This is a genomic window from Endozoicomonas elysicola (genome assembly GCF_000710775.1).
Lineage (GTDB): Bacteria > Pseudomonadota > Gammaproteobacteria > Pseudomonadales > Endozoicomonadaceae > Endozoicomonas > Endozoicomonas elysicola.
The window spans coordinates 1749351-1770874 of record NZ_JOJP01000001.1 but is presented as its reverse complement, the minus strand read 5'-3'; the positions used below and the strand labels follow the sequence as shown (position 1 = coordinate 1770874).

The window sequence follows — 21524 nt, the reverse complement described above, 5'->3', positions numbered from 1 at the left end:
AGTTCGCCAGCCGTTTATCAGCCCTCTCGCAGAAAGGCTTACAGACTGGTCCCTGATGGGGGATAAAATCGCTGTATCAAACTCAGATCAAGGAAATCTACACTAATTTACGCAAAAAATGCAGTAGTATGACGAATTCCTCTATGGATATTGCTTCTTTAGGCTGCCGGGATGAGGACGCTATAATAGTTATTATGAAGAAACAGTCAAAAAAACCAAACTACCATGTCAATCTGATTCGCCTGCAGCAACTTTGTGAGGGGAACTATCTGCGGATAATGCGCCTGTTGCCAGACCTGCCAAAACAGGAGCACTTCCACCTGCCGGTTAAACACGTAAAAGGTCAGGGTCAGCGTCTGGAATGGCTGATCATTGATGTCCTTGAGAGAGCACCTTTTACGACATTGCTCAAACTGAAGATGGATACTTGCTGGGGAAGCTTTTTCAAAATGCCAGAAGCTGAAGTGCGCCTTTACCATGATGTACGTATGGCAGAAGTGGTATTCAGGAAAACAAGCCAGATCATCCAGGCCCGATACGATTACCCTAATGCTAAAATGCATCAGCCCGATGAGAAAGAGCAGCATAACCAGTTTCTCGCACTATGGCTTGATTATGCATTGCCAACCTGCCAGTCCCATACGGAAAGAACCTGACCAGAATCTATTAATCAGATTTTTTTCTTTTTATGATGTCTTAGCTTTTTGCTCAAGAATAAAAAGTAATTGAACAGCGCTGTAGCATTTAGCAATGATAAAACCTGTCAACAGGATACGCACTCATCAAGAAATGCCTTTTTAAGCAAAGTACCACATCTTTTGTAGCCTATTTTTTCAATCCGGGCGACCGTCTTTTTATCTTCCACTTCAGTGGTAACCGAGCAATACGTATAACGACAGTTTTTATCCAGCGCCCACTGTTCATAAATATCGAATAACTGTTCAGCTATTCCCTGACGTCGATAATCAGGGTGCACAAAGAATCCATTTTCGAAAGCAACACGATCATCTGAAAACTGGCTGATATAGTTATATTGAGCAAGAAATCCAGCAACCAGACTGCCGTTCACTTCAACGACCCAGCCTGCATAGTCTTGCTCGTTCAAGTGGCGGCGGAAAAAGTCATGCACTCGCTGCTCACTGAATGATAAATGTCGGTATTCAGACTCTTTATGCATCACAGTCGACAACGCAAGGAAGGCCGGAAAGTCCTCCTCTGATAATGGACGGATAATGACTTTCTGAGTAGGCTGCAGTTTCTCTAGAGTATTCATATAAAGCTCCTTTTGTATAAGCCTGAAATTAAAAACTGACGTTTTTCATGCTGCAAGGCGTCATGTTTTCAGCAATAAACAATAAAAGCTGATGGTACTTGACAACCAACAACATACTGACAAGCACCACCATTTAAAAAGAGAACATATAATTTAATATCACCAAATAATTCTACTGATTAAATTGCCTTTCTCTGTATTTTTGGAATGCCATGTTATTAGGCATCAAACTCACCGGCTTTGACTGCTGTTATAAAGTGTTTCCATTCCTCTCTGTCAAAAACCAGCGTACTCTTGTCAGCATCCTTTGTATCGCGAATACCCACAAGCCCAGCTTCTTTGTTAATTGCAACGGCCACGCAATAGCCAACAGTACCGCCACCACAGGCTCTGACAAAATTACTGTCATTAGTAAAGAACTTGTTCATTTCTCTATCTCCTGCAAAAATGAAATCAACATCCTTACTGTTTTTCATTTCAACCCGTTTTCCCTCCAGGCAGTAATAAGGATAGAAGAACCATCGTACGTTTGTGTGAGAAAATGGTAAATTTAAAGAAAGCGGCCTGTAAAAACATTTATCGTCGTATATAATTTTAAAGACAAAACCAATTGAATATATATACAATCAATGATTTTTACTTATACAGGTAAAGCAGATCTGAAAGGAAAATCTTTCGGCATCAGGATTCATCAATCGATAACTGATAACGTCATTTCCAAATAAAACGATATTTACAAAAAACGACGCCAGAAATCCCTCTAAAAAAATGAAGGCTATACCCAACCAAATAAGCCAAAGTAGCTGAGGGGCTAAATAGCCCATTCCCCAGATACTATGTATCTCCTGCACCGCACCCTTCAATACCAAATAAATAGCTGCAATGAGGAAATGTGTTATTACTTCCCAAAATGACTACTATTGCATTCTCAATCCTGTATTTGCGGGCTATCATAGGCATGCTCCAGTTGAGCGCAGACTCTCAAATGACTGAGCCCACTGCGAGCAGCTGATTGACGGTGACGCTCTACGATGGAGACTGTACTCGTCAGAACACCACCTGATAAACCAGAATTCAGGTTGGATAACGATAACATCGGTTAAGGCTGACATGAGTACCGCCAGAATTCGAGTCATACAGATCACTGATCCGCACCTCTTTGCAGATTCCAACTCAACGCTTATGGGTATTAATACGTCTGCCACACTGGATGGTGTACTTGCAAAAGTACAGGATGATTATCACGATATCGAATGTCTACTGGTGACTGGTGACTTGACCCAGGACGACAGCGAAGCCTCCTACTACCACCTCAAAGACAAGCTATCAGCGCTGAACGTTCCCAGTTACTGGCTGCGCGGTAATCATGACCAGCCAGACCTTATGAATGCAATTCATCCATCTGCCATGGAAAAGCAGGTTCTTCTGGGTGAGTGGCAAATCCTCCTGCTGAATACTCAGGTGGATGGCGAAGTGTTTGGCCACCTCAGTTCCACTGAGCTGGCACTTTTGGAAAAATATCTGGTTCAGGAGCCCACTAAACATTGTCTGCTGGCTCTGCATCACCACCCGGCTCCCATCAACAGCCAGTGGATGGACAGTATTATGTTAAAGAACCCGGATGACCTGGCCAGAGTACTGTCTCGGCACAATAATGTAAGAGCCATTATTCATGGCCATGTGCATCAAGCCAGAGATTATGAGTTCTGCAATATCCCTGTGATGGCAACCCCCTCCACCTGCGTACAGTTTGCGCCTGAATCCGACAAGTTTCTTGCTGATACCAGGCAGCCCGGCTTTCGAGTTCTGGACCTTTTTCCTGACGGACGGATAAAAAGCCAGATCGTCAGAACCAGTGATAAGCCCATGAGAATCAATTTGGATTCAAAAGGTTACTGATCACTGGCTATTTTTTAGCAAAACCAAAGGTCTGTAGCCCGATGCAGCTACACAATTATTTTTTCTTTAAAAAACAACTCAATACGCATATTCCAAGTCATCGTTTCCCCCAAGCCAGCCAGTCTAATAAATCTTTCAGAATTAACAGACCAACGGTATATATCTATTTTTTATGAAAGAGAGCCCTATCCTTTTCTAGATTTAATAATAGGAGCAGTAAACATAAGGATGTAGTTATGACCAGGATAAGGTCCATGCAACAGGATGAATGGGATGATACTTTCTGGAACAGCAATCACGAACACCGCAAAGCAAAGGCTCAGAAATCACGTCATAAAGGGTTAAACTCATCAACCATACGCCAGGGAATCGAAGATTACTTTGATAAAAGTAAGCTGAGGAAAAGTATATCCGAGCGTTATCAAGATCTTGATGGTTATGATGAATTAGATGAAGCTGACTACAAGCCCAGAATCTGACTCAATTTCTACCTACCCAAAAATGCCACTTTTTTATGTGGCATTTTTTATTTTTGCAACACACATAAAAGTCCTCACTAACCATGGGGATATAGAACCCTCTATGATCCAGCAATCTTACAGCCGCTGAAATGAAAATACCTTCAGCAGAAACATCAGATCAAGCCTATTCAGTTGAAAATACCAGCTACACTCTCATTGCTATAAATAGCTGAGTAATGGCTATAAACGATTCTCACATGGTCATTAAATTCCATATTGCTGTCAGCATCGCTTTCAATGCCAGCCTGACAGTAATAATCTGACTATTGGACATGTTCGGTAGAAATAGTTAATAAATAAAGCAGAACAATAACAAAGCCAGTGTCAGGAATCGTTAGAAATTGTTTTAGAAACAAGCAAAGACTCATTCGGTCAAGTGATAACTTAATATAGCCAACTTATTTGGCCTCTCTTGCCTGTATTGCGTCTTAATCCACGACAGCCCTGCCACAAGATGTGCTTTGCTGATTAAGCATCAACTGATCATTATGGGGTAATGACGAATGACCACGTTTTCTGAACTCCAATATCTACACGGATTTGGTAATGAACATGAGACTGAAGCCCTGACAGGTGCGCTTCCCCAGGGGCAGTTCAACCCTCAGCAGGCGCCCATGGGGCTATATGCAGAACAGTTTTCAACAACTGCATTCACTGCCCCAAGACATCAGAACAGAAGGACCTGGATGTATCGCATTCGGCCTTCTGCAGCCCAGGGAGACTTCCAGCCGATAACATCTGACCTGCTTCGTTCAGGCCCAATTACCGAAGTCCCCGCCCCACCTAACTTGATGCGTTGGGATGCGCTGGCGTTTCCTGAAAAAGAAACTGACTTTATTGATGGCCTTATCACCATGGCTGCCAATGGCAATCTTCAGGTGCAAACCGGTTCTGCTGTGCATATGTATCTGGCGAATCAGGATATGACTGACCGCTTCTTCTACAATGCCGATGGAGAGCTGATGCTTGTCCCTCAACAGGGAGCCATCCTTGCCAAAACCGAACTTGGTAATTTGCATGTTTCCCCCGGAGAAATACTGGTTATCCCCAGAGGGATAAAATTTCAAATCCAGTTGCCTGAAGGTAAAGCCCGAGGCTACATCTGCGAAAATTACGGGGCTCCCTTCATCCTGCCAGAGCGTGGACCTGTGGGCGCCAATGGCTATGCCAATGATCGTGATTTCCATTATCCGGTCGCCTGCTTTGAAGATATAGACGGAGAGTTTGAACTGGTGGCCAAATTCGGTGGAAACCTGTTCCGCTGCAAGCTGGATCACTCCCCCCTGGATGTCGTTGCCTGGGTTGGAACTTCAGCTCCTTATAAATATGACCTGTCCCGCTTCAATGTTATCAACACCGTCAGCTTCGACCACCCCGACCCATCCATCTTCACCGTATTGACCTCCCAGAGTGATACCCCCGGGGTTGCCAATATCGACTTTGTTATCTTCCCTCCCCGCTGGATGGTGGCTGAGAACACATTCCGTCCTCCCTGGTATCACAGAAATGTCATGAGTGAATTTATGGGGCTGATTCACGGTGTTTATGATGCCAAGGAAAAAGGGTTTGTTCCTGGTGGTGCCAGTCTCCATAACTGCATGAGCCCTCACGGCCCTGAAGCCGAAGTGTTTGAAAAAGCCAGTGCTGCAGAACTAGAGCCTGTGCGATATAAAGACACTATGGCCTTTATGTTTGAGTCCCGCTTTGTCTTTGCGCCAACCCGGTTTGCGCTGGAAAGTAATGCCCGCCAAACCGACTATATTGATTGCTGGAAAGGACTCAAGAAACACTTCAACCGATAAGAGCACAAAATAAGAAACTTGTCGTTTTTCTAACTTACGCCGGAGACATAGAGCTCATCATGCTGACACTTAATGAAACACATGATGTAAACCTGACCAGCTGGGTTACATCGGCCAATAACAAAAACAGTGACTTTCCTATTCAAAACCTGCCGTTTGCCATCTTCAGACGTAAAGACTGTGGTGAGTCTTTTCGAGCAGGCGTAGCGATTGGCGACCAGGTATTGGATCTTGCCGCTGTTTCCCAGACCAGCGTTGCTTCGGGGAAAGACTGGGAGGCTCTGGAAGCCTGCTGTGATGAAACCCTGAACCGATTTATGGGGTTGGGTATTGAGCATTGGTCGTCATTAAGACGAGCTTTATCCAGAGCCCTGAGCAAAGGGGCAGCAGAGGAAGCTGAACTGTCGCGATGCCTGGTTGATATGGATACGGTGGAATACCAACTGCCCTGCAAGATCGGCGATTACACCGACTTTTACACGTCCATCTATCATGCCACCAGTGTTGGTTCACTGTTCAGACCCGATAATCCATTGCTGCCCAACTACAAGTGGGTGCCCATTGGTTACCATGGTCGTGCATCTTCTGTTGATGTTTCTGGTCAGGGTTTTCACCGTCCCTCTGGCCAGACCAAAGCTCCCGATGCAGAAATCCCCTCCTTCGGTCCCTGTAAGCGCCTTGATTATGAACTGGAAATGGGTATTTTCATTGGCTCTGGCAACGCCCTGGGAGAACCAATAAAGCTGGATCAGGCCGACCAGCACGTATTTGGTCTCTGCCTGTTTAATGACTGGTCCGCCCGGGATATTCAGGCCTGGGAGTACCAGCCTCTGGGGCCATTTTTATCCAAGAGTTTTGCTTCCACCGTTTCCCCCTGGATTGTCACTCTGGAAGCACTGGTGCCTTACCTTACCAGCTTTGATCGCCCCGCCAGTGATCCGCAACCACTGCCTTACCTTGACTCCCAGAAAAACCGCCAGCAGGGCTCCATTGATATTCAGCTCTCTGCTCAACTGCTGACCAAACAGATGGACCAGGAAGGAGACACACCTACGCAACTGTCACAATCCAGCTTCCGTCACTCGTACTGGACCATCAACCAGATGGTGGCTCACCATACCGTGAATGGCTGTAACCTTCAGCCCGGCGATCTATTTGGCAGCGGCACACAGTCAGGCCCCAGACCGGAAGAAGCGGGCTCACTGCTGGAACTTTCCCAGGGCGGTAAAAAACCGCTGTCTCTGCCCAACGGTGAAACAAGAACATTCCTCGAGGATGGAGATACTGTCATTTTCAAAGGCTGGTGTGAGAAGGCCGGACATGCCCGTATCGGCTTCGGCGAAGTACAGGCAACCATTCTGCCTGCCCGGACGGATATTGGAGAATAAATACGATGAAACTCTACGGCTACTTCCGCTCATCGGCTGCATACCGGGTACGGATTGCACTGAACCTGAAAGAGCTTGATTATCAACAATCGGCCATCAACCTGTTGAAAGGTGAGCAGAACTCGGAGGATTACAAGAAAATCAATCCCCAGGGACTGGTACCCACATTAACCACCGATAAAGGAATTCTCATCCAGTCCCTGGCGATCATTGAGTGGTTGGAGGAGACCTTCCCAGAACGCTCCATCATTCCCGGAGATTCCTGGAAAAAAGCCCAGCTGCGCAGTCTCGCCTATCAGGTCAGCTGTGACATACACCCTGTCAATAACCTCCGGGTACTGAAATACCTGCAGCAGGAGCTGGCAGTGAGTGATGATGCTAAAACACAGTGGTATAAACACTGGATTCATACAGGCTTTACCGCGTTAGAAGCCCAACTGGATGACCAGCCTTTCTGCTGCTCGGAACAGCCCTCTATAGCCGACATATGCCTTGTACCACAGGTATTTAATGCTCTGCGCTTTAAGGTAGAAATGACAGATTTCCCCAAAATCCATGAAATCTACAAGCACTGTAATATGCAGCCAGCGTTTATTGATGCAGCACCGGAAAATCAGCCGGATGCGGTGTAAAAGACTTTCCTAACCACTAAGACCGCCGGTGAATGTTCCCGACAGCACCGGCGGAACTTTGTGGTTTGAGAACCTCACCCAAGAAATCGTAACAACATTCGCGTCATCAGCTCTGGTTTCTGGGCATGAACCCAGTGGCCCGCTCCCGGTATCACCCGCATAGATGCAGATGGAAAGAGTGACAGCACCTGCTCACGATGCTCAGGCAAGATATAGTCAGACTCACCTCCCTTAATAAACAGGGTATCACTGGCAAAACCAGTATCAGACAGTTGCCCGGCAAGGATTTCCATATAATGAGTAATGATTGCAGGAAGGTTCACCCGCCAGCGATAGTCACCCTGCTCATCACGATAGAGATTTTTCAGCAGAAACTGACGCACGTCTTTTTCCGGCTCATATGTTTCCAGAAACCGATCCGCTTCGGTGCGACTTGTCAGCGTGTCCAAAGGCATGGACGACAATCCTTCAAGAATTCTGTCGTGCCGTCTTTCCTGATACGTCACCGGCGCAATATCAATCACCGCCAGCTTTGTAACGCGCTCCGGGGCCATCAGTGCAATGGTCATCGCTACTTTGCCTCCCATGGAATGACCAACCAGGTGGACTTTCTCAAGCTGCTGGTCATCCATATACTCCAAAACATCTTCCGCCATCACCCGATAGTTCATAGCCTCATCATGGGGAGAGCGCCCATGGTTTCGAACATCCAGCCCATGAACACAAAAGGATTCTGCAAGCCCCCGGTTAATCATCCCCAGGTTTTCCTGTGAGCCAAACAGGCCGTGCAGACTGATGACATCAGTGCCCTGCCCCTGTTGCCTTGCGTACAATTTCATGTCTCAGCGCTTCTCTAAATATTTTGACAAACGGTAAATACTGATCAGGAATTCTACCTAAACGTCCGTACAATCTCCTCTGCATTTGGTACAAAGATCATAAAATGAGCTTTGCCAGAAAAGCCAGCGGCTTATATCCAATGGATTTCAAGTTTCTACGCGGCGGCAAATGAGCGAAGCCATGGGAGCATAGAAATACTATGTGACCATGGTGAGCGAATGCTGCCAACAAAGTAGCAACTTGAAAGGCGATGGATATATTCATGATGATCGTCCCCGCTGTCTCTGTTCCGGTAAGCAACCTAACCCAAAAACAGGAAAGTGAAGCCATCATGAGTGATCAAAACTTCAATCTGGATCAGTATCTGGAAGAACTGAAGCCACTGATTAACGTCGATTGTGGTACCTGGACCCCTGCTGGTGTCAGCAAAGTTGCTGATATCATGACCGAGAAATACCAAGGCATTGGCTGGCAGGTCACCCGTCATAGCTTTGATGAGAAAGTTGGCCCTGGCCTGCTGGCTACTAACAAGCCTGAAGCCGAAGAGTACGACATTATGCTGATCGGCCACCTGGATACCGTATTCCCGGAAGGCACCGTGGCCGAATGGTCCCTGAGCCAGGATGGTGAAAAGGCTTATGGCCCGGGCGTTGCCGATATGAAATCCGGTCAACTCAATATGTTTAAGGCCATCAGCCAGCTGCCAGAAGATGTCGCTGACCGCCTGAGCATCTGTGTCTGCATGAACCCGGATGAAGAAATCGGCTCAATCTATTCCGGTGACTGGCTCAAGAGCATTGCCAGCAAAAGCCGTTATGTGCTGGTGGCTGAAGCAGCACGTGCTGATGGCTCTCTGGTTAAAGCCCGTAAAGGCATGGCCTCTTACAAAGTCGAGTTCAATGGCAAAGCTGCTCACGCTGGTAATGAACCCGAAAAAGGTATTTCTGCCATTACTGAGCTGGCACACTGGATCACCACACTGAACCAGGAAACCAACTTTGAAATTGGTACCACGCTGAACTTTGGTGTTGTTAAGGGTGGTTCTGCCGGAAACGTAGTACCTGACTATGCATCCACTGTCCTGGATATCCGTTTCTGGGATAACGATGACTACGCCCGTCTGGAAAAAAAGATCCAGAACATGCTGGAAAATCCATCACTGCGTGGCATTAAAATTGAGTTGACCCGTGAAGCCCACAAACCGGCATTCACCCCGAATGAAGGCAGTGAAAAGCTAATGGCTTTGATCGAAAAGACGGGGCAGGATATGGGACTGAATATCACCTGGCAGGCAGTGGGTGGTGGTTCTGATGCCAACCTGACAGGCTCTCTGGGTGTGCCCACTATTGATGGACTGGGCCCTATTGGTGGAGCCATGCACAGCCGCAACGAGTTTCTGGTGCTGGACTCCATTGAGCCACGCCTGAACCTGCTCCGTAACGTTCTGATCAATCTTTCAGAAACTATCACTCGATAAACCACAAGAATATGAAACAAAGACTCACCTGATAACAGGTGAGTCCACAAAAGAAAAAAAACAAAAACACAAAAACTTTCAAATAACAGTACGCATAAACAAAACCCTTCTTTTTGTTCTCTTTTTAAACGTATTCCTTACCCCATCTTGACACAAATCAACATAAGGAAAGGATTCGTAAGTATTATAGCCTGCAAAATATTTTCAATTTATAACAGGCCTCTCGAAATAGCATGAAAATGAAATCAGGAATCCAGTCTATTGGTTACAGCGTTCTCGCTGGCCTGACTGCCATGACCATGGCCTCCAGTGCAAACGCCGCCAAAATCAGCCTGACCACCAGCTACGAAGTGGGTGATTACGGCTCGACCTATAACTACGATGGCCCACGGCTGGATATGACCATCAACCCGGATGGCACTAACTGGTATTTCGATATAGGTACCCGTAGACGAAACCACGACAGTGGTCAGCGCTATAGCCGTACCGACCTGAGTGCTGGCTACCGCTTCCGGTTCGAAAATGGCTGGATTCAGCCAGAAGTAAAAGTTCGACGCGATGAAACTCTCTATAAAACCAATACCGGCGGCCGCCTGATGAACGACATCTACGGTCTCGAGTTAAATCACATTTTCTCACTGGGAGGTAACTGGGGACTATGGGGTGATTGGTCGTTCCAGATGATGAAAGAGACCAGTGAAACGGTGAAGAAAGTAGGTAACGATAACGTTCTTGAAACCATTTACAGCGATGGATATACCTGGGAAATCGAAGAGGGTATTCGTTACTACTTCTCTAACGACTCCCGAATTACCGTTTCCCTTTATGACTACGGACGTCTGGCTGATAAAGGCAATGACTGGGGTGTCGGCGGCAGTAACTGGTCTAGCCAAGCCCGTGCTTACTACTATCACAAGTTTTCTAACGGCCTGAGCATCCAGCCTTATATTCGTTACCCACTCAGCTGGGGTGAACGTCAGCAGTGGTATGTCAGCCCAAGCATGCCTGAAGGCTCAGACCAGTTAAGCAAGGTCACACGCTATGCATTCCAGTTCACATACCCAGTCACCACAGCCATGCGTCTGGTCGGTGAATACTACCTGGAAGACATCAAATACAAGGAAGGCTACAGCAATGATAAAGACGACAGCAAAACCAAGTATTTCAAACTTGGCCTGAATTTCAACTTCTGATCGTCATTAAAGACATTGCCTAACGAGATTAAACGAACATAAATTATTGGGAAGTTGTTATGTCATCCAATGCTGTATTTAAGAAAAGTCTTTTAGCGGCCTCAATTGCCATGAGTGTAGCCGCCTACTCAACATCATCAATGGCAGCCTGTGATCCAGCAAACCCAAATGGGAACATTTGTATCGATACAGCCGGAGGCAAGGTAGAACTGAGCAGTGACCTCAATGTTAGTAGTGGAAATGCCGTTGAGTTTCTAAGCCCATCAGACCTCAATGGTGATCCTGTTGTATACAATGTTTTCAAGTCTAAGGGACATAACATAACAGCTACAGGCAATGGTGCCTCAGCAATTTATCTTGGTGATAATGCCCAGCTTGCATATAACATTGAAATCAGTGAAGGAAGCAACATCATCAGTGAAAATGGAACTGCTATCTTAATTGAGGGCGGATTCAAAGATAACTATGTTGATGATAAAGGGAATGTAAAAGGCTCACGTGGTGTAGTTATTAAAAATGGTTCTGTAGTCAAAGGTGCTGTTAATGCCATTGACTTCTCTACGGCAGATAGTCATGTCCGAATTGATGTTGATGGGACTGTTGAGGGAAACATCATCGGTAATGACACCGATGGAAACAAGATAAATTTTGCCTATACCGGCCAAAAAGATGAAAACAACGTAGCCATACCTGGAAAAGCTACATTCAATGGCTATCTGATCACTGGTGCAGGCCCAATACAGAACCATGGCCATCTTTCCGTTGTTGGCAAGGACAGAACTGTCGTATGGGAAGCTGACTACACAAACAACTCAGATACTACCATGAACTTTGTGGTTGGCGACGAAGCTCTGGCCAATGGTCACACCATTCTCGACATTGAAGGTACTGCAGACTTCAAGAGTGGCAGCACCATCGCTATGACGTATACCGGCGCTGATATCGATAACATCGTTGGTAAAGAGATCACTGTTCTGGAAGCCGATGAAATCAAAGGAACTGATATCGATTACGCTCTGGAGAGTGTTGAAGAAAATCTGTCTCCATTACTCACTGGCGATAGCTGGCTGGATGAAACTACTGGTTTGACAGGTGAAGTCACTGGCAATGAAATCGTTGTAAAAGTTGGTGTCACTCAGGATGTTGAAGGCAGTACTGAAGCATATTGCGCACTGTTGGAAGAAGGCGGTGCCAGTGAGCAGGAAATGGCTGCTGGTGAGTACATCGTTTCTACCGCTCTGACCCAGTACAACCAGGCTGCTGGTGCTGGTGAAGAAGAAGCCGCAACCTACAACGTAACAGCAACAAACCCGATGGGTGAGCTGGTTGCTCTGCTGTCCAGCAGTGGTAATGACGCTCAATTGACCGCCGCACTGAATGACGAACTGACGCCTGATGCCGAAGGTGGCGAGGTTCGCTCTGCACTGTCCATGGTTCAGCAGATGGAACGTGGTCTGGATGTTCGTACCAACTATCTGCGTAACCAGAGCTACCTGCGTAACAGCCACGATGGCTGGAATGGCTGGACTCAGGTGATCTACAGCGATGCCCAGATGAAAGATGCCGCTGAAACCAATGGCTACGATCTGAGCATGATGGGCGCCTCTTTTGGTCTTGACCGTGTATTTGACGATAACAAACTGTTTGGCTTGTCCACTGCCATGGCCTACTCCGACGTAGAAATTGCCGGTGGCAACAATACCAAGGACGTTCAGTCTTATCAGTTCATGACCTACGCCGGCTGGTTCAATGAACGCTTCTTTGTCGATGGTAGCTTCAACATGGGCTTCCACAACAACAGCAGTACCCGCTATGTAGGCGCCAGCACCGGCTATGAGGGCAATCAGAAGGCAGAAGCCGACTACGCCAGCCATCAGATGGGTTACCGCATTACTGCCGGTACCAAACTGGATTTCAACAAAGTGATGATTCAGCCACAGGTTTCCTACGGCTACCAGTGGATCCGTGTTGAAGACTATGAAGAGAGTGGCTCACCTGCAGCACTCCGCTTTGACCGCCAGTCTTATGTGGTGAATGAGTTCGGTATCGGTGCTGTTGCTTCTCAGAGCTTCCGTACTGAGCACGGCATACTGACACCTTCCCTGACCATGATGGCCTACCGCGACCTGAGCAACGATGAAGTGATTCAGGAAAGTGCGGGCCTGGTGAATGATGCTGATGATGGCCGCTTCCTGATGACCGGCGAAAGCGTAGGTGATAACAGCTTCTACACCCGTCTTGGTGCGGATATGGAGATGGTATCTGGCATGAATGTCGGTGGAGGCCTGACTTACTACACCCGTGGTGACTACCAGGATATCGCCCTGACCGCTAATGCCAACTGGCGCTTCTAACACCCCTGACAGCCTGCTTCCGGCGGGCTGATCCAAAATAATCTGTGCAAACCAGCCCCATGGTTTCTTTCGGGCTGGTTCTCCATAAAGAATGATTGGCGTAATACATCAATGAAGACACCAGGAAAACTGAAGCAGCTGTCGGTTGCTGTGGCCATGGTGCTGGGGGTCAGTGCAGTTCATGCGCTGGAAATCGCCAAGCCCGCTCCAAAAACTGAAAAAACGACACCGTTTAATGTTATGCAGTCCAAGATCATCGCATTTACCGATGATCAGGTTCCTGAAACGGTTCACGCTGGTTCTGGTTCAAAGCTATCTCTAAGTGACAAACGCTATATTGCCGGTGACCAATCCCTGCGTTGGGACTGGACTCGTGGCTCTACCTTTTCAGTCATTGAGCCTATCCGTCTGGTGACCGACCAGGAAGCCTATAAGGCCTGGGGACGTCGAGGCACACAGGTGCTCTCCTTCTGGATTTACAACGAAAAGCCTATTGATGACGTATTGACCGTTGATGTGGGTCGTGGTCTGGGTGGGTTTATGCCTGCTGATGCCGGCTTTGAAGTCAAACTGAATTTCAAGGGCTGGCGTACCGTAGGCCTTTCGCTGCAAAACGATTTCCAGGGCCGGGAAATGGAAGGCCTTGGCATCAGTGATGGTGCTGAGGACGAAGGTGGTATGGGTGACATGTCTCAGCTGGGCGGCATCAAACCGGATATGGACAGTATTCGCTTCAGTGCTCCTACTGGCGCAAAAGCAGGTACCTTCTACATCGACCGTATCATGCTCTCTGTGGATGATGCCCGTTATCAGTGGTCTGACGATCATGTTAAAACCCGTATCACCGTTCCTGAAATCGACTTTTATCTGCCAGATGTTCTCCCAACACCAACAGCTGAAGAACTTAACGGTGTTGAAGAAATTCATAATGCCCTGGTAAGAGTATTCTCAAGTACTGCTAATGAAACGGGCCTGAAAAAAATTAACGATCCTGACAAGCTGCGTCAGATGTTTGCCGAGCTTGAGATCGAAAAGGATGAAGATGGTGCTCTCCGTGGCCGTCACGTTAATACCAAGTTCCAGCAGGTTATCTATCAGCCAGCGCATCTGAACCCAGAAGACAAAGCTTTACTGGATGACTATGTACTGATGGCAGACTATTCCGCCCTGATGCTCAATATGGCGCGTCATTGGAATAACCTGGAAGCTGGTACCGAGAAGGACGAGTTCAAGGCCATGTACCTCCTGATGATTGAGCATCTGATGGATCAGGGCTTTGCGGATGGCAGCGGTCTGGTAACCACCCACCACTGGGGATACGGTGCCCGCTGGTGGTACATCTCCGCCATGATGATGTCTGAAGTACTGTCCGAAGCAGGCCACCGCCAAGCGGTTTATGATGCCCTGGTATGGTACTCCCGCGAATTCATTGCCAGCTTCAGCATGGAAACGGGCAAAGAAAGCTCCAACCTGGACTATTACAACACCCTGGCCCGTCAACACCTGGCGCTGCTGTTGCTTAACCCTGACCCTGTTGAACGTGTAGCCCTATTGAAGAAGTTTGGTGATTTCTTTAATCAGTCTCTGGCTCAAACTCCTCCGGGCTATTACGACGGTTTGCGTCCAGACGGTACGGCCTGGCGTCACGATGGAAACTACCCGGGTTACTCTTTCCCAGCTTTTAATGGTGCTGCCCAGGTGGTCTATATGCTGAAGGATTCACCGTTTGCCGTAAGCGCAGATGGGCGAGCCAACCTGAAGCGCGCCATGATGGCGGCATGGAACTATTCTAACCCTTCCGTTGGTCTGGGCCTTGCCGGACGTCACCCATTCCGTCCTTACGGTGTGAAGGATTTCCGTGAATCTTTCAAATGGCTGGCCATGACCGGTAACCCAGAAACAGGCGACAGCCTGGATGAAGAACTGGCATCCACCTACTTGCAAGTCACCAGTCGTTCAGCTGAAGAAAGCCAGGACATTTTTGGCAGACACCTTGAACCAATGCCATTGCCTGAAGGTCACTGGACTTATAACGGCGGAGCCTTCGGTATTCACCGTTACAACGACAAGATGGTCACTTTGAAAGCCTACAACAAGGATGTCTGGTCGTCTGAGATCTATTATCGGGATAACCGCTACGGCCGTTACCAGAGTCACGGTGCGGTTCAGATCAAGCCCTTCGGTGATCAGACCGAGTACGGCTTTGCCCAGGAAGGCTGGGACTGGAACCGTAACCCGGGTGCCACGGCTATCCACCTGCCTCTGGAACAGCTGAACAGCCCGATTCGCCATACGCTCATGCTGCGTTCCAGCGAAACTTTCAGCGGCAGTTCCAATCTGGAAGGCAAGTACGGCCTGTTTGGCTTCAAACACAAGGCGCCGGGCCACCTGGACCGCTTTGATGGCTCCTTTGTTGCCAGAAAGTCGGTAATGGCAGTTGATGACCGACTGATCCTGCTGGGCAGCGATATCAAGAATCGGACATCTAAGTACTCAACCGAAACCACGCTGTTCCAGCACGGTATTGCAGAGAAGTCTGCCGACCTATGGGTTAATGGCAAGAAAGTTGAGCAGTTCCCGTTTGCTGCCACCCTGAAGGCTGGCGACTGGCTGATCGATGGCCATGACAATGGTTACTATGTCATCAAGGGTGATGAGGTGAACGTACGACGCCAGCATCAGACATCCCGTCATGACAAGACCATGAAGCCAACTGAAGGTGATTTCTCAGTTGCCTGGATTAATCATGGCAAGGCGCCAAGTGATGCCGAGTACGAATATCTGGTTCTGATGGATACCACACCGGAAGCCATGTCTAAACTGGCTGACAATATGAAAGCGGGCAAGAAGCCTTACGAAGTACTTCGTAAAGACGCCAGCGCTCATATTATTAAAGACAACACCTCTCAGGTAACTGGTTATGTTGCCTTCACTGGTGGAAGCTTTAATGAAGGCGTGGTCAGTAGCATCAGCCGTGAGGCCATGGTGATGACCCGCCCGGTTTCTGACACGGAAATGACCATCAGCGCGGTGACCACCGATCTTGGACTGACCAAGGAAACCATGCCAAAAACCATTGATATTGCAGTAACCATCAAAGGCGCATGGAAGGCGGCTGAAATGAACGACAAAGTTAAGGTTGCTGCCAGCGGTGACAGCACCAGCCTGGTCTTCAGCAGCTACTTTGGTATTCCTGCAGAGATCAACCTGACGAAAGCTCAGTAAGGAAAGTGAAAACACGTGCTGTCTGTGATTATTTTACAGACAGCATTGTAAAAAGACTGACCAATATCAATAACTTTTCGAAAGTTTTGATTAATGATCAGCACCATATTCGAAAGTTGGAAACTTAAAATGAAAAAGGCTCTTGTTATTTTCTTTGCTGGTATGCTGACCCTGCTGACTGGCTGTGCAACCAACGGTGAAACTGTTGATCAGTCTGTTATCTTTCAGGATGATGGTATGATGGATAGTGATTGACCTCTCAATCACTATTCCGGCACCAGAGGCCTTCTCAGGTGCCAACGCCTTCCCCCCATACTTGGCATTTCGAAAAAGTGACAGGAACTAATTTTCAGATTTCAGGTCTTGTAATTTAGTTTCACTGAAATAGCTGTTATCGAAATGGACCCTAATAATACAACTCTTCAAAGCCCCGGCGTCATTCAAAACTTCTCTCCCGAATACACGACCCAAGCCACCCACCACCTTAATACCCCTCATGCACCGGGAGCACATAACCAATGGCAGGTTGCCAGTGCACTATGCAACGGAAGTCATCTCGAATCCGGCAGCACATGTAAACCACCCACCACTCCTGTTATACAAAGACAGATGAACGTTCAGCCTTCCACAGAAGCTTATTTGACTCCTCAGCAACCATCCGAGCTACATTCATTTTTGGTAAAAAAAGCAAATGAGTCGAGAGCAGCCAGTTGGGTTGATAAGAAGAACCGTATTTTGGAGATAAATAGCTGGCACTCACTTAGTGCCGAATGGGACATAGATCCAAAGAAACTGCTTATTGAAATATGTCATGCAAAAGATATAAAAGGAGTATCTAACCATAGTCGATACCAGCTACTAAGGCAGGAAACAGAGTTGGTCAACAAAATGGTCTCAAATACTGCATCACGTAATCAACATACTCCCTACCAGAGGCCTGAACGATATAAAGAGTCTGAGTCACCTAAACAACAGTTCCCACATCAACATTCTTCAAGCAGGCTCGGCCGTGCAACCGCAACAACTCAGAATGTAACTTCCTCTACGGCGCAACTATACTGCTGCAACTTTTTGGAAAATCAGGCCGAAATTGGTTTGTCTGTAATATGGGCTGATAGAAACCAAGGAATATTAAAAGTAATAAATTCCTCTCAATTGAAGAGCGAATGGTATTCATTTCAGCAAAGATATGGGGTGGCTAATGGTGAAACATTGCAAGGTGCCTTAAAGAAGGAGTCCGAAAAAGGGGACATTATCTTTCTAAAAAATCCAGACTCTCAAGATGAACCTGTTTTTCAACTTAAACACAGAAACTATCCAGCCAGTACCATAGCTGTGGCAAACAACTGTCAGAGAACACTACCCACTGAAAAATCAACTACTTCTCATACAAGTACAAGCACTCTTCAAGATGCAGCTGTAGCTATAGAAGACATCTCCCCTGGAACACTTAAGAATATTATCGATATTTGGAAAAAAGCAGAAGGAGAGCTACCAGACTCTCCAATAAAAGAACTCCCTCCTCCCGTTTACAGCCATTCAACAAGCAAAGTTGAACCGACAACATCAGTGTTTAATACACCTAAAACCTGTGAAGGTTGCTTGTCCTTTATTTTTTCTGATGCTGATTCGCACCAACGCTTTGCAAAATGGCATAATAGATCAAATGGTGAGTTAACTATTAATATTGACAAGCTTACTCACCATTGGTTATCCCTACACTCACCTGGATACACTCATCAGACTGGATTTGATTTTGTTGCTCGATTTTTTGCAACCCAAAACTACTGGACTTACGATACTGGCCGTAACGTTTACTGTTTGAATGGCCAACACCCAGTGACTCGGCAGGCTTTGATTATGACTAATATGAAAGGATCCCGACTCTCCTCAACCACCCAATTACCAGACTTTCCAAACCCGTCAGTTCAACACATGCCACATTGCACTTCTGAAGTGGGAGATGGCAATCAACCCTTGATATTCCCATCACAGAGCTTTTCTGAACCCCCAAAAAACTCAATGCTAGAGTGGATTATGCAAGATATTTATGGCTATCGAAAATTTACCCAATGGCATGAAATATTGAGAAATGAGCTTAAGCTTGATCTAAATGCACTGCAAATATACTGGAATACTAACCTGCAATTTTTCGGTCTGGAAAATATACACCCTCGCACTGCTTATAACAGTATCAATGAACTGGTGAACCTAGGCTTGTGCCAATATAATCATCAAACAGGCATTCTTACTCTAAATGATTATAATCCGCCGCAAGTAAAAACTCATTTTCAACCAACAGCACTATTTATGAAACTAAATAACAGCCAGCTGTAGAGTAGTTACTCATTGGGCACGGTGGCTCAACTTTTTATAGATTTCAACAGCCAGCGTATGCATTTCCGGCAGGATCTGAAAAATCAACAGAGATTGCTGTAACAACAACCGAATTTCAGGCCGCCCTTCATCCAGCCATTCGTCAGCAATACCTGATTTAGAAAGCATCCCGGACCGTTGAACAACACTGCCCATCAGCTGCTTCTCCAGCAGCCGTAACTGTTTATCTATAGACTGATACTGCTCCCTTAGTTCTCCCTGAACGGAGCTGTCCTCCAGCATTATGCGGTGGGCTCCCAGCGTTGAAACATAACTCAGCAATGCATGAGAAAGTGTCAGAAAACGAAAGCTTTCATCTTTTGCCCGCTGATAGCGATCCGGCTCCACCAACATATTCATAATGGTTGTGTTTAATTGAGCATCCATATTGTGCGCATTACGACGTGCCAGGCGATAGTCCAACGTATCCCGCTTTCCGCTCTGATATTGTTCAATAACCTGAGCAAGATACTCTCTATGCCGGGATATGGTTGAAGCCATAATCCGATTCAGCCGTTTTGATTCCCAGTCAGGCAGGATAAATACGACCGCAGTCACGGCCAACAGACACCCCAACAGCGTATCCCCCAAACGAGGCATAATCACTGCAAAGCCCATGCCCTGCTGATTGAAGCAAAACAACACCAGTAACGTAATAAAGGCGGTCGCCAGATCATAACGGACTGTGCGGAATGCAAAGAACAAAATTCCGCAGATAACCATCAAGACCAATTGCCCTTCCTGCCCGGGAAACAGGTACAGCAGAGGAATTCCTATCAGGAGACCAGCCATGGTTCCAACCACCCGCTGAGTCAGCTTTTGCCTGGTGGCACTGTAACCTGGCTGACAGACAAAGAGGGTTGTCAAAAGCACCCAGTAACCGGGCTGCAAGTTCAGCAGCTGTATGAGTCCGTAACCTGCTGCCAGCGCCGTTGCCAAACGCAGCCCATGGCGAAAAAGCGTACTTTCCCAGCGGCATTCATTCCAAATACAGCGCAAGTGCGCTTTAATCCCTTTTGGCTCCAGGTCTGCCAATACATTGTCATCACCAATGACCGGTGAGTCTGGATGCCCTACAGATGATAACTGCAATTCCACCGTCGCCAGGTTTCTCAACAGGTATTCCAACTGTATGAGCAGGGGGCGCCAGTGAGCATGGTCTTGCTCCTTAAGGTATTCCAGTGATTGCTGCAGTTCATCAAGCGTTAAAGTACTTTCACTGTCATGGGCATAAGTCCTTCCCATTGCAAGAGACCGGGCAATAGCCCTGCACTCTTTTGCCTGAACCTGCAACATTTTCTGAAAGCGAAAAAGGACATCACTTCTGGAAAAGCTCGCAGCAAGGTCCTGGTAGCGATAGTGTGAAGAACTGATCCGTTCGTGGACGTCCTGTGCAATGAAATAAATTTGGAGAAAAGGCTGCTCACTGGCATTGACCTGACGTCGAACTCTCTGGAGCAGGGAAGCCTTAGCCTGATTCAAGGCGGCGACAACACGGGCATTCTTTCTCGCCGCCTCCAGTCGCATAGGCTGTGGATGCATATCTGCGACAGGATCAAACAGCTGACTTTTAGTTTCAAAATAACTGGCCAGTTCTATGAAGACCATCGCCAATGACTGCTGCACTGGGCGGTTTGGCCACAGCACCTGCCATAACAGTGACAAAATACCATACCAGAGCGCCCCAGCCAGAAGTAATATTGGTTGCTCCCAGAGGTTTTGACTCTCACCTGCCCCAAGCATGGTATAAACGGCCAACAGCAGCGAGGCGAACGCCATACTGCTATACCTTGGCCCCATTGCGCCAAGCATAGTAAAGCCAAACGTTGAGCAGAATAGCCCAAGAGCAAATAACAGTGGATGACCAAACAGCAATTCAATCGAAAATGATGCCAACAAAAAGCAGGCAAGCATCATGATCAGCGCCTTGATCCTGCCCCAGAGACTATCATCCACTTCAGCCAGTGCCGCAGCAATGATCCCCAGGACCATGGGGGTAATCTCATCCGGAACCCCTCGATACCAGGCAGGCAGGGTCACACCAGCCAACGCAAAAAACACCTTAACACTGTAGTTTATCCGGTCATTTGCCCAGTAACTTCGAAATTGTTGAAACAGATCAGGGGTGAACATAGAAAGGTGTTTGCTTTTGCTGGGCGGTTAATCTGAAGGATGTTAGAGCATACCTGAAAAATCCTGAGAGGCTAAGTGGCGATACAGACTATGCTGAATAAAAGCTGAGCAAAATCGCCATTAGGCTGTCGTGGATACTATGTCTTGGGCCTGCTTTTCAGAGAAGACCAAAAAATATCACAGGGACTCAACTGAAAAAAACAACAAAAAAACACCAGAAAAGCCTCAAAAAAACAAACAAAACAATGGTTAAACCAAATTTACGCCAACCAAAAATCGAATAATATTCAAAAATCAGGCTATCTCGCTATTTTTTAGTAACTGAGTTTTTTTTTGTTGACTGAACCATGGTTTTACCAGAAATTAGCGCTGCAACGCCAATTCCATGTTCTTGTAAGAGCCACTGTGAGC

16 protein-coding genes are annotated in these 21524 nt (G+C 47.1%); 12 read left to right on the top strand and 4 right to left on the bottom strand.

Annotation, left to right across the window (positions count from 1 at the left end):
- Positions 1-128: 128 nt before the first annotated feature.
- Complete coding sequence (locus tag GV64_RS07450) at positions 129-656, top strand: DUF1249 domain-containing protein (protein WP_020580728.1); 528 nt, start codon at positions 129-131, stop codon at positions 654-656.
- A 107-nt stretch (positions 657-763) separates the two neighbouring features.
- Here GV64_RS07450 and GV64_RS07445 read toward each other — a convergent pair whose 3' ends face one another.
- Both GV64_RS07445 and GV64_RS07440 read right to left on the bottom strand, forming a co-directional pair.
- Complete coding sequence (locus GV64_RS07445; protein WP_020580729.1) at positions 764-1273, bottom strand: GNAT family N-acetyltransferase; 510 nt, start codon at positions 1271-1273, stop codon at positions 764-766.
- 218 nt (positions 1274-1491) lie between these two features.
- Positions 1492-1701: a DUF397 domain-containing protein gene (locus GV64_RS07440; RefSeq protein WP_051087779.1), complete on the bottom strand. Its 210-nt coding sequence runs from the start codon at positions 1699-1701 to the stop codon at positions 1492-1494.
- A 682-nt stretch (positions 1702-2383) separates the two neighbouring features.
- On the opposite strand from GV64_RS07440, the gene cpdA reads away from it, so the two are divergent.
- The 5 genes from cpdA (at position 2384) to maiA (ending at position 7515) form a co-directional block, all read left to right on the top strand.
- Positions 2384-3172, top strand: coding sequence for a 3',5'-cyclic-AMP phosphodiesterase (gene cpdA / locus GV64_RS07430; RefSeq protein ID WP_020580732.1), 789 nt, complete (start codon positions 2384-2386; stop codon positions 3170-3172).
- Positions 3173-3408: 236 nt separating this feature from the next.
- Positions 3409-3651: a hypothetical protein gene (locus GV64_RS07425; RefSeq protein WP_152553959.1), complete on the top strand. Its 243-nt coding sequence runs from the start codon at positions 3409-3411 to the stop codon at positions 3649-3651.
- Positions 3652-4196: 545 nt separating this feature from the next.
- Positions 4197-5495: a homogentisate 1,2-dioxygenase gene (gene hmgA, locus GV64_RS07420; protein WP_020580734.1), complete on the top strand. Its 1299-nt coding sequence runs from the start codon at positions 4197-4199 to the stop codon at positions 5493-5495.
- Positions 5496-5554: 59 nt separating this feature from the next.
- Positions 5555-6883, top strand: coding sequence for a fumarylacetoacetase (fahA, locus tag GV64_RS07415; protein WP_020580735.1), 1329 nt, complete (start codon positions 5555-5557; stop codon positions 6881-6883).
- 5 nt (positions 6884-6888) lie between these two features.
- On the top strand, positions 6889-7515 hold the full coding sequence (gene maiA, locus GV64_RS07410) for a maleylacetoacetate isomerase (RefSeq protein ID WP_020580736.1): 627 nt from the start codon (positions 6889-6891) through the stop codon (positions 7513-7515).
- A gap of 74 nt (positions 7516-7589) precedes the next feature.
- Here the strand turns inward: maiA and GV64_RS07405 are convergent, their stop codons facing one another.
- On the bottom strand, positions 7590-8354 hold the full coding sequence (locus GV64_RS07405; RefSeq protein ID WP_020580737.1) for an alpha/beta fold hydrolase: 765 nt from the start codon (positions 8352-8354) through the stop codon (positions 7590-7592).
- Positions 8355-8617: 263 nt separating this feature from the next.
- Here GV64_RS07405 and GV64_RS07400 point away from each other — a divergent pair, with 263 nt between their 5' ends.
- The 6 genes from GV64_RS07400 (at position 8618) to GV64_RS07380 (ending at position 18941) form a co-directional block, all read left to right on the top strand.
- Positions 8618-9832, top strand: coding sequence for a M20 family metallopeptidase (locus GV64_RS07400; protein ID WP_020580738.1), 1215 nt, complete (start codon positions 8618-8620; stop codon positions 9830-9832).
- 233 nt (positions 9833-10065) lie between these two features.
- On the top strand, positions 10066-11025 hold the full coding sequence (locus GV64_RS07395; protein ID WP_020580739.1) for a hypothetical protein: 960 nt from the start codon (positions 10066-10068) through the stop codon (positions 11023-11025).
- Between the two features lie 59 nt (positions 11026-11084).
- Positions 11085-13379 carry an autotransporter family protein gene (locus tag GV64_RS07390; protein WP_020580740.1) on the top strand — a complete coding sequence of 765 codons (2295 nt, stop codon included), beginning with the start codon at positions 11085-11087 and terminating at the stop codon, positions 13377-13379.
- Between the two features lie 111 nt (positions 13380-13490).
- Positions 13491-16604: a chondroitinase family polysaccharide lyase gene (locus GV64_RS07385; RefSeq protein ID WP_020580741.1), complete on the top strand. Its 3114-nt coding sequence runs from the start codon at positions 13491-13493 to the stop codon at positions 16602-16604.
- Positions 16605-16733: 129 nt separating this feature from the next.
- Positions 16734-16859, top strand: a complete 126-nt coding sequence (locus GV64_RS26090; RefSeq protein WP_020580743.1) for a hypothetical protein — start codon at positions 16734-16736, stop codon at positions 16857-16859.
- A gap of 144 nt (positions 16860-17003) precedes the next feature.
- On the top strand, positions 17004-18941 hold the full coding sequence (locus GV64_RS07380; RefSeq protein ID WP_152553958.1) for a hypothetical protein: 1938 nt from the start codon (positions 17004-17006) through the stop codon (positions 18939-18941).
- Positions 18942-18950: 9 nt separating this feature from the next.
- On the opposite strand, the gene yccS is transcribed toward GV64_RS07380, so the two are convergent.
- Positions 18951-21113: a YccS family putative transporter gene (gene yccS / locus GV64_RS07375; protein ID WP_020580746.1), complete on the bottom strand. Its 2163-nt coding sequence runs from the start codon at positions 21111-21113 to the stop codon at positions 18951-18953.
- Positions 21114-21524 lie beyond the last annotated feature (411 nt).